The 6,926-nt window shown below is 66.9% G+C and carries 8 protein-coding genes and 1 pseudogene; 7 read left to right on the top strand and 2 right to left on the bottom strand.

Annotation, left to right across the window (positions count from 1 at the left end):
* Nucleotides 1–1,005 (top strand): polymorphic toxin-type HINT domain-containing protein (locus ACFWTC_RS38140; RefSeq protein ID WP_384075100.1); only part of this gene is annotated, 1,005 nt, incomplete at its 5' end.
* A complete protein-coding gene (locus ACFWTC_RS38135; RefSeq protein WP_383933488.1) occupies nucleotides 1,002–1,397 on the top strand; it encodes a hypothetical protein in 396 nt (131 codons plus the stop codon). The genes ACFWTC_RS38140 and ACFWTC_RS38135, both read left to right, overlap by 4 nt.
* A 132-nt stretch (nucleotides 1,398–1,529) precedes the next feature.
* On the opposite strand, the pseudogene ACFWTC_RS38130 reads toward ACFWTC_RS38135, so the two are convergent.
* A pseudogene (locus ACFWTC_RS38130) lies at nucleotides 1,530–2,141 on the bottom strand (IS3 family transposase); the annotation flags it as partial.
* Between the two features lie 427 nt (nucleotides 2,142–2,568).
* Here ACFWTC_RS38130 and ACFWTC_RS38125 point away from each other — a divergent pair.
* The gene (locus ACFWTC_RS38125; RefSeq protein WP_384075097.1) at nucleotides 2,569–3,864 is read left to right on the top strand and encodes an ISL3 family transposase; all 1,296 of its coding nucleotides are present in this window, start codon (nucleotides 2,569–2,571) and stop codon (nucleotides 3,862–3,864) included.
* 272 nt (nucleotides 3,865–4,136) lie between these two features.
* Nucleotides 4,137–4,352 (top strand): hypothetical protein, encoded by a 216-nt coding sequence (locus tag ACFWTC_RS38120; protein WP_383933186.1) that lies wholly within the window; start codon nucleotides 4,137–4,139, stop codon nucleotides 4,350–4,352.
* A gap of 58 nt (nucleotides 4,353–4,410) precedes the next feature.
* On the opposite strand, the gene ACFWTC_RS38115 is transcribed toward ACFWTC_RS38120, so the two are convergent.
* Nucleotides 4,411–5,142, bottom strand: a complete 732-nt coding sequence (locus ACFWTC_RS38115; RefSeq protein ID WP_383933184.1) for a DUF4839 domain-containing protein — start codon at nucleotides 5,140–5,142, stop codon at nucleotides 4,411–4,413.
* A 557-nt stretch (nucleotides 5,143–5,699) separates the two neighbouring features.
* Here ACFWTC_RS38115 and ACFWTC_RS38110 point away from each other — a divergent pair.
* From ACFWTC_RS38110 to ACFWTC_RS38100, 3 genes are all read left to right on the top strand, one after another.
* Entirely contained in the window at nucleotides 5,700–6,014 is a 315-nt protein-coding gene (locus ACFWTC_RS38110; protein WP_383933194.1) for a DUF6247 family protein, read from the top strand.
* Nucleotides 6,011–6,271 (top strand): hypothetical protein, encoded by a 261-nt coding sequence (locus ACFWTC_RS38105; protein ID WP_383933182.1) that lies wholly within the window; start codon nucleotides 6,011–6,013, stop codon nucleotides 6,269–6,271. Before ACFWTC_RS38110 ends, ACFWTC_RS38105 begins: the two co-directional genes overlap by 4 nt.
* A 65-nt stretch (nucleotides 6,272–6,336) precedes the next feature.
* Nucleotides 6,337–6,642 (top strand): hypothetical protein, encoded by a 306-nt coding sequence (locus ACFWTC_RS38100; RefSeq protein ID WP_383933180.1) that lies wholly within the window; start codon nucleotides 6,337–6,339, stop codon nucleotides 6,640–6,642.
* The last annotated feature ends 284 nt before the right edge of the window (nucleotides 6,643–6,926 follow it).

Here is a 6,926-nt window from a genome sequence, read left to right as displayed (position 1 = left end):
GTGGTCGGCAAGCCCGACGCAGAACTCGTCAGGCTCCTGGGCAAGGTGGCATGGGAGCTGTCCGGCGCCGCCGACATCGAGAAGTGCATCAAGGAACCGTCGCTCGGCGGCTGCGTCATGGCCGCGGCAGGGGTCCTGCCGATCGGCAAGATCAAGATCGCCGGAAAGATCTACGACGGCATCGAGAGCATCGCCAAGGGCACGAAGTACGGCATGCTCCCGCCGTGTCTGACGCCGAAGAACAGCTTCCCGGCTGGAACACCCGTTCTGATGGGCGACCGCACCATCCGACCGATCGAGCAGGTCACGACGGGCGACGAGGTTCTCGCCACCGACCCGAACACGGGTATCACCGGCTCGCGCCGGGTCGACGCGACGATCTACACCCCGGACGACCGAGAGTTCACCAACATCACCCTCGCCCCGAACGACGGCGGCGGTTCGCTCACCGCGACTGGCCACCATCCGTTCTGGTCCGAGAACGCCAGGACGTGGAAGCTTGCGGCTGACCTCACCCCGCAGGACACCCTGCGCACGCCCGAGGGCGGCACAGCGAAGATTGGCAACGTCCGCCACTGGACGGGACTCGCGCCCGCATACAACCTCACGGTCAACGACCTCCACACCTACTACGTCCTGGCCGGCACGACCTCGGTCCTCGTGCACAACACGAGCTGCGGCCCGGAACTCAATATTGTGGAAGATCAGTTCGGAAAGAAGTGGGGCAAGCACTCCAAGGACTACGGAGCGCACCCCGGCGACCAGGCTGCTCGTCAGGCCTACCGTGACAAGATTGCCGACGTCCGCTCGAATCACGAGGACGTGCGGCAGGGCCCCTACAACCCTGACGGTGGCGGCGCCGACGACTATTTCTTCTACCGCAAAGGCGAGGATCTGGTGATCACCAAAGCCAACGGCGAGTTCGTTTCCCTGTTCCCCATGGATAAGGGTCTGAACAAGTGGTATTCGAGTGCTACTCCGATGACCTGTAGCTGCAAGAAATGAGCGACCGACAGGTCCTCGGCCTCCAAGGTGAAACCGTCACGGCAGTCTTCGCGGTGCGGTATCTGCCCGAGGGAGATGAGTGGCGTGCGGAGGGGCTCGAGCTGATCCTCGCATCGGGCGGCTCCGCGACGCTGTGGAACGGGACCGACTGGACGCTCAAGATCTCGGACGGCAGTTGGCCTGCGTTGCCCGACTGGGCTTGGCCGCCGGAGGCTTGGGTGTTCGAGCCTATCGAATTCCTCGGCCGGCCCGGCCTCGACGAAATCCTTACAGCCTCACCGGCCCACAACGAAGTCGGCGAGCTGTACGGAGCCACGCTCGACTTCCCCGAAGGGACCCTCACGGTCGGCTCGGGCGACTTCATCAGCTGGAAACTGGTCCGCAAGGACTGATCGCCCCGAGCCGAACCAGGCCCGAAGGCAGAAACGCCCCGCCCGCGCATCGCGCGGGCGGGGCGTTCCGTGTGAGTGGGTCTGTGGGGGACGACGGTTCTGAGGTTGATCCCGGGGAGTGGACACCGGTTTTTATGCGATGAGTGACAGCGTACGTGTCGTGATCAGCTGCCGTTCATACTCGGCTGGTGCGAGGTAGCCGAGCGCGGAGTGGCGACGGCGCCGGTTGTAGTAGGACAGCCAGCGGAACAGCTCGAGTCGGGTCTGTGCCTTCGAGGTCCAGCGGCGTCCGTGGAGCAATTCGCGCTTAAGGCCCTGGAAGAACAACTCGGCGAGGGCGTTGTCGTAGCTCGAGCCGACCCGGCCCATGCTGCGGCGGATCCCGTGCCGCAGGCAGACGTCGGCGAAGGCGACCGCGCTGTATTGGGCGCCTCTGTCGGTGTGGAAAACGACGCCGCGGACCCGGCCGCCGCGGGCCGCCACGGCCATCTCGATCGCGTCGGTGACCAGCGAGGTCCGCATGTGGTCGGCGATCGACCAGCCCACGACCTTCCCCGAGCAGATGTCGATCACCGTGGCGAGGTAGAGCCACGTCGAGCCGGCGGCTGTGTAAGTGATGTCGCCGCACCACCTGGTGTTCAACGTGTCCGCGGTGAAGTCGCGCATCACCAGGTCCGGCACGGGCACCGCGGCCCTGTCCGCGATCGTGGTCCGCTTCTTCCCACGCAGGTGGCGGCCGACGATGAGGCCACCGCAGCGTACGTTCGCTTCCCGGCCGCGGCCCGAAAGAGCGCGACTGCGTCCTTCCTGAACTCCTCCGAATACGGAGACCTGCGTCCCACCTGGACATCCCTCCCTGGACCATCAAAATCCATTGTCAGGGTGTCCACTCCAAAGGTTCAGCCTCAAACGCCTGTGTCAGATGTCCCCTACTTCTCGTGGACCCGGCCCAGATGCCGCGCCTACAGGAGATCCACGCCAACCTCGTCGACTGTCGGCGTACGACCTAAGCTGGCTCTGGCAAGATTTTTGTAGGCGGAGATCATCTCGGTGCCGTGGTCGGGCGGCCCGCAGGATGGGCAGCCTGTGACTGTGCTCTGTTGAACTGGTCAGCCTGTTACCGCAGTTGTCCGATGTGCAGGTGGTTTCGGTTGAGGTATCCGATGCTGTGGTGGCTGTCCGTGCCCGCACGAGATCCGGTGAACCGGCGGGATGTACGGGATGTGGTCAGCTCAGCGAGTGGTGCCACAGCCGGTACGCACGGAGCCTCGCCGACGTCACGCTCGCCGGCCGTCCTCTGCGCATCGACCTGTCCGTACGCCGCCTGTACTGCGAGAACACGAACTGCCCGAAGGCGACCTTCGCCGAGCAAGTACCGGGCCTGACCGTGCGCTACCAGCGGCGGACACCCCGACTGCAGTCGCTGGTCGAGGACGTCGGCGTGGTCCTGGCCGGCCGGGGCGGGTCCCGGATGCTTCGGATCTTGAGAATCAAGCTTTCCCGGGTTGCACTTCTGTCCCAGCTGATGCGGGTGCCACTTCCGCCGCTGGTTACGCCCCAGGTCCTGGGGGTCGACGACTTCGCTCTCTACGGAGGCACCTACGGAACCCTCCTGGTCGACACCACCACCCGCCTCCCGCTGACCCTCTGGGAAGGACGCGACGCCGAACAGCTCGGCCGCTGGCTCCGTGAGCACCCGGGCATCGAGGTCGTCTGCCGCGACGGCTCCCTCACCTACCGGCAGGGCATCACCGCCGGCGCCCCCGAAGCCGTGCAGGTCAGCGACCGATTTCACCTCTGGCAGGGCCTTTCCCGCCGCGTTCAGGACATCGCCTCCGCCCACCGAGGATGCCTGCCCGCAGCCCTGCCAACGGTCGGCGAGGATGATCACCCGCCGGTCGAGGACACCACCCAAAACGCCGCGGCGGGCAGCCGGGCCGGGCGCCATGCCCAGAGCCTGTTCGAGACGACCCAAGCCCTGATCCGCACCGGCCGGAGCCACAGCTCCGTGGCCCGCGAGCTCGGCCTAAACCGCCGCACCGTTCGCAAGTACGCCCGAGCCCGCACCTGGCAGGAAGTCATGCGCCGGCCGCCCCGCAAGCCCTCCACGCTGGACCCCTATCTCGACTACCTGCGGCAACGCTGGGACGAAGGACAGCACAGCGCGAAGGTGCTGCACGAAGAACTGCAGACCAAGGGCTACCTCGGCCACTACCAGCGCGTGAAGATGGCCGTCGCACCACTCCGACGAGGCCTGCCCATCGACGAGCCACGCGAGCGACCACCCTCACCTCGCGAAACGGCCCGCTGGATCACCACCCACCCGCACCGCCGCAGCCCTCACATCAACGAGCGCCTGCCCCGGCTCCTCGACCACTGCCCCGAACTCAAACTCACCCACGACCCGGTCAGCCGCTTCGCCATCATGCTCGACAACCGCGACGCGGCACCCTGCCAGGCTGGCTGAGCGATCTCACAAGCAGCGGACTGGCACCACTCGTAGGCCTCGCCGGAGCCCTCCACGAAGACCGACATGCAGTCGCCCAGGGCATCACGACCTCTTACAACTCCGGGGTCAACGAAGGCCGCATCACCGACGTCAAGCCGCAGAAACGGATCATGGCCGGACGCGCTGGCGTCTCCCTCCTCCGCCACCGTGTCGTCCTGATCGCCCACCTCCGCCGACGCCATGCGGACCGGCTGACCATGGCACCGAGATGATCTCTACCTACGAAAATCTTGCCAGAGCCGCGTTCGTGTACGCCGACAGTCGACCGGCTCCAGGGGGTCAGGGACCAGAGCTGGTTCGGCGAGGTCGCCGCGATCGAGACCACTCTGGCCGCCGCCGCCCAGAAGCTGGAGGCCATGCGCAACCGTGCGGCCCAGCCGTCCACGGTCCACCTCGGCATGCCCGACATCCGCAGCAGCGTTGGTCGCATTACTCCGGAGCTGTGAAGATACGGCCGCGCAAGCCGGGCACGCTGGTCCGTGATGACGCGGCTGCCCATCTTGACTACCGGATTTCCGTCGAGACCGGGTCGAGGAAGAAGAGGCACTGCTTCGCGTTGAATTCGCCCACCTCGGCGACGAAGCGGAACTTATCGCCCGCGCGGACGGTGGCGGGGGTGTTCCGGCCGGTCAGCTTCAGGTCGAGGATGTTGACGTCCTCGTACTTGAAGGCCGGGCCGATCTCCGTATTCGGTCCCTTGTCGCCCGGGCCCAGGAGGAAGTCGTAGCGGGTGTCGTAGTCACCGTGGGACGCCATGTGCACGATCGATCCGTCGAAGGCGACGGTCTTGCCCTTGTACTTGGTCGCGAAGTCCGGGTTCGCGCTGTCGCAGGAGTCCGGCGTCTTCAGCAGCGCCGCGAACTCCGGGTTGTTCTGCGGCGTGATCACCTCAGCGGCAGTCGACCCGGTCGCGGTCGGAGTCGACGTGGCGGAGGGCTCTGCGCTCGCAGTGGCCTCCGTCGGCTTGTTCGACTCGTCCTTCTTCTCACCTCCGTCCTCGAGTGCCGCGGCTACGCCGATGACAATGGCCAGGATCACGAGGCCGCCGACCGCGGTGCCGATCAAGAGCCGCGGCAGGGGCTTCTTCGGCCGGCGGAAGTCGAGGGTGGAGCGCAGCATGCCCTGGGCCTGTTCCACGAGCTCCCAGCCGTCCTTCTGCATCTTCGAGATCACCAAGCCGTCGGTGCCGCGAACTGTCTGCACGGTCTTGTACTCGTACTTGATCTCGTCGGCCATGCGGCTCCGCGCCCCCTAAATGAACTGTTCATACCGACTGCCTCGCGAGCATAGGGGACTCCGCGAGGAACTCGGCATCACCGACGTCACCCTTGGCCCCGAGCTCGCGATTCGGACGAAGGAGCACTCGGGCAGCAGGTCGACGGCCCGCCGAAGGAGTGCGAACCCCGCCTCATCCATGCCCCTGTCCCCGGCCGTCCGTCTCGGGGCCCCTGACTCCCAGACCGATGTCGATACGGCTCGCCGCGGACCGCGGTGACACGCCCATGCGTTCGGTCGTACCCACGAGGTTGAAGTCGTACAGCACGTCCCACTCATTGCCGGCTGGCTGGAGCAAGGCCATGTATGTGTGGTTTTGCGTTGTCGGCAACTGACGGGTTTCGCCCTTGAGTGATGATGTGCGTCGAGCCCCCGCGCGGACTCTGCTGCGTCCATTGCGGCACGTACCTCGCCCGGCCGGGAATTGCCGGTCCAGAAGTCAGCCAAGGGATCCCTGTCCACGACGTGGCGCCGGGCTCCAGGACGGCGACGAAGGAGTACGGCCAGCCCGGGATGAACTGCGACGCCGACTTCGCCCGCCCGACCACACACCTGCCACCCCGTGCGCCCCCGCACCGGGAGCGCCGGCCGACCTGCGTGCCCAGCTGCGCGCCGACCGGCGTGCTGCGCAGTGGGTACCGGCGTTCGAGCGGGAGTGGGCGGCCGCGCTGGAGGAGTCCCGCCGCACGTTCTCCCTCGCCGGGCTGTACGAGGTCGTCCAGGACTGGCAGGGCCGCCTCGCCCACGCCCCGGCGGTCGACGAGTTCGCCGCTTCCGACTACGACGACAGCGAGTCCATCGACATGGCGGAGCTACGGGGAAGGCGGCGATGACCGCACAGCCGTACGCGGTCCGCTTCTCCGCACCGGCCGCGAAGGCACTCGACACCCCGCCCGAGCACGCCGAAGGCACCGTGTGGGACGTCCTGGACGCCGCCGCCGCAGACCCGTGGGGCTTCCGGCAATGGAACGCCGACGACCCCGAAGGCGAAGACGTGCGCTACGCGTCCGTCGGCCAGCTCTCCCCCACCTACTGGGTGAACCGGCCGCTGCGCCGCCTGACGGTCCTGAACATCGTCTGGCTCGGATAGCCCCCGCGACGCACCGCCCTGCGTTGGGCCAGACCGTCCGGGGGCGGGTGGCCTAGAGTCGCGCCGTGAACATACCCTTGGCGGTCCGTTGGGCCCTGCTCGCGTGCGCAGGCTTGAACGTCTTCTTCGCGCTGAAGGCGCTGTACCGCATACGCCGGGCCGGTCCGGGCCACCGAACCGGCCCCGGTCTTGATGCCCTTGACCATGCGCTCGGTACGGTGCTGATCGGCACTCTCGTCGCAGGCGGCGACTACCCGGCCATCGCCTTCGCCGCTCTGATGCTGCTCGGCCCGGTGCTGCTCTGGAAAGGTGTCCGCGACTCCCGTGCCCGCCGCGAGGCGAAGGGCCGCACCCCCGCCGACGCTGGCTAGAACCGGCCAACGGCATTGCACCCAGCCGGGGACAAAGGCGCTGGCTACGGAGCCAGGTGACCCGGTGGTGAGGCTCTGCTGCCGTCTCGCGGTCACCGGAGCGTGCTGCCTCCCGTTCCGTTCTCGTGAACATCGGCGTCCCGCCTCAGCGTGTGCCTCCCGAAGTCACGAAGAACGGACTTCACGACCCGGGTTCTGGCTCAGGTTGTGTGATCAGTGCACTGTGAGTAATCGTGCTAGCCGAGTGCATGAAGGATCAGCTGCACCTCTTGGCGCCATTCAGT

Source organism: Streptomyces sp. NPDC058619, assembly GCF_042717785.1.
Classification (GTDB): domain Bacteria; phylum Actinomycetota; class Actinomycetes; order Streptomycetales; family Streptomycetaceae; genus Streptomyces.
The sequence above is the reverse complement of the archived record's forward strand: the minus strand, read 5'-3'. Positions and strand labels throughout refer to the sequence as shown.